Origin of the sequence: Vibrio sp. Vb0598 (genome assembly GCF_033338935.1) — a bacterium.
In the GTDB taxonomy this organism is placed as follows: Bacteria; Pseudomonadota; Gammaproteobacteria; order Enterobacterales; family Vibrionaceae; genus Vibrio; species Vibrio alginolyticus.
The window spans coordinates 1-1,867 of record NZ_JAWOTP010000068.1 but is presented as its reverse complement, the minus strand read 5'-3'; the positions used below and the strand labels follow the sequence as shown (position 1 = coordinate 1,867).

Sequence of the window (1,867 nt, the reverse complement as noted above, 5' to 3'; positions counted from 1 at the left end):
GTTGAAGGTCTGTCTCAACTTCGTCCGGTATTCGACCCAGCGAACGGTACTGTAACAGCCGGCACGTCTTCCGCTTTATCTGATGGTGCATCCGCAATGCTGATCATGAGCGAAGAGAAAGCCAATGAACTTGGTTTGAAGATTCGCGCACGAATCAAAGGCATGGCGATCGCAGGTTGCGATCCATCCATCATGGGTTACGGCCCTGTACCTGCAACGCAAAAAGCGCTGAAACGTGCAGGTCTTGCAATTGAAGATATGGACGTTGTCGAGCTAAACGAAGCGTTTGCAGCGCAATCTCTGCCATGTGCGAAAGACCTAGGTCTGCTTGAGGTGATGGACGAAAAAGTGAACCTGAATGGCGGCGCGATTGCTCTAGGTCACCCATTGGGTTGTTCTGGTGCACGTATCTCAACAACACTTATCAACCTAATGGAAGCCAAGGACGCCAAATACGGCCTTGCGACCATGTGTATCGGTCTTGGTCAGGGTATCGCTACTGTCTTTGAGCGCCCGTAGCCCTTAACATCACCAGTTAGGTATCAACCAATACCAGCAAAATTTGGTATTACACTTAAGGCGGCATCTTATGTCGCCTTTTCTTTTATTAGGCACCCTATAATTTATGCACAAAACGCATAAATTAGATGATGAAGTTTCATTTTATTCATAAATAAAGAAGGCATACACTTACAGGCAGTTAATGGCTTGCTGCTCGTGGCATTCCTGCCGCGCTATCGCACACTCGGAGAACCTTATGTTTAATGCTCTAGTTCTAAATCAAGAAGACAAACGTACTATCGCAAACATCGAACAAATCGATGAAACACAACTGCCGGAAGGCGACGTACTGATTGACGTTGATTACTCATCGTTAAACTACAAGGACGGCCTTGCGATCACAGGGAAAGGTAAAATCATCCGCAACTTCCCAATGGTACCAGGCATTGATCTAGCAGGTACGGTCGTAAGCTCTGACGATGCACGCTACCAAGCAGGCGATAAAGTCGTTCTTACTGGCTGGGGTGTCGGCGAAAACCACTGGGGCGGCATGGCGCAACGTGCACGTCTAAAAGCGGATTGGTTGGTTCCACTACCAAAAGGCTTAGACAGCAAAAAAGCAATGATGGTCGGTACAGCTGGCTTTACCGCAATGCTGTGTGTTCAAGCTCTGCTGGATGCTGACATCAAACCAGAAGCTGGCGAAATCCTTGTCACTGGCGCCAGTGGCGGCGTAGGTTCGGTGGCAGTGACGCTTCTGGCTCAACTGGGCTACAAAGTGGCAGCCGTTACTGGTCGTGTTGAACAAAACGGTCCACTTTTAGAAAAACTGGGCGCAAGTCGCATCATCGACCGTGTTGAATTTGAAGAGCCTGCACGCCCACTAGAAAAACAAATTTGGGCTGGCGCAGTCGACACCGTTGGCAGCAAAGTGCTAGCGAAAGTATTGGCGCAAATGGATTACAACAGCGCCGTCGCGGCGTGTGGTCTTGCTGGCGGTTTTGACCTGCCAACCACAGTAATGCCGTTCATCCTACGTAATGTACGTCTGCAAGGTGTGGATTCCGTGATGTGTCCAACCGAAAAACGCATCGCAGCGTGGGAAAAACTGGTTGAGCTACTACCAGACAGCTACTTCGAGCAAGCGTGTACTGAAGTAGAGCTCGCTGAAGCGCCAAAATACGCCGAAGATATTACCAACGGCCAAGTAACCGGTCGCATTGTTATCAAGCTATAGTCATCAAGCTGTAGCTATAAAACTATAGTTATCAAGCTACAAATCAGCACTTCACGTAAATAGAGCCAGCGTTGCTGGCTCTTTTGTTATCAGTTCAATCCCATGTCTTCGATTCGCTTCGCAATCAGC

General features: G+C 48.7%; 2 protein-coding genes. Both read left to right on the top strand.

The genetic code is table 11. The features are described from left to right. Positions 1-519, top strand: a 519-nt coding sequence (locus tag R7Q38_RS22925; protein ID WP_318114405.1) for an acetyl-CoA C-acyltransferase, incomplete at its 5' end; no start/stop codon positions are given. Between the two features lie 238 nt (positions 520-757). Beyond that, positions 758-1,738 (top strand): MDR family oxidoreductase, encoded by a 981-nt coding sequence (locus R7Q38_RS22920; RefSeq protein ID WP_005458694.1) that lies wholly within the window; start codon positions 758-760, stop codon positions 1,736-1,738. Positions 1,739-1,867 lie beyond the last annotated feature (129 nt).

What these genes read in the sequence shown, in the direction of transcription:
- R7Q38_RS22920 (WP_005458694.1), top strand. Translation starts at nt 758, where the DNA reads ATGTTTAATGCTCTAGTTCTAAATCAAGAAGACAAACGTACTATCGCA.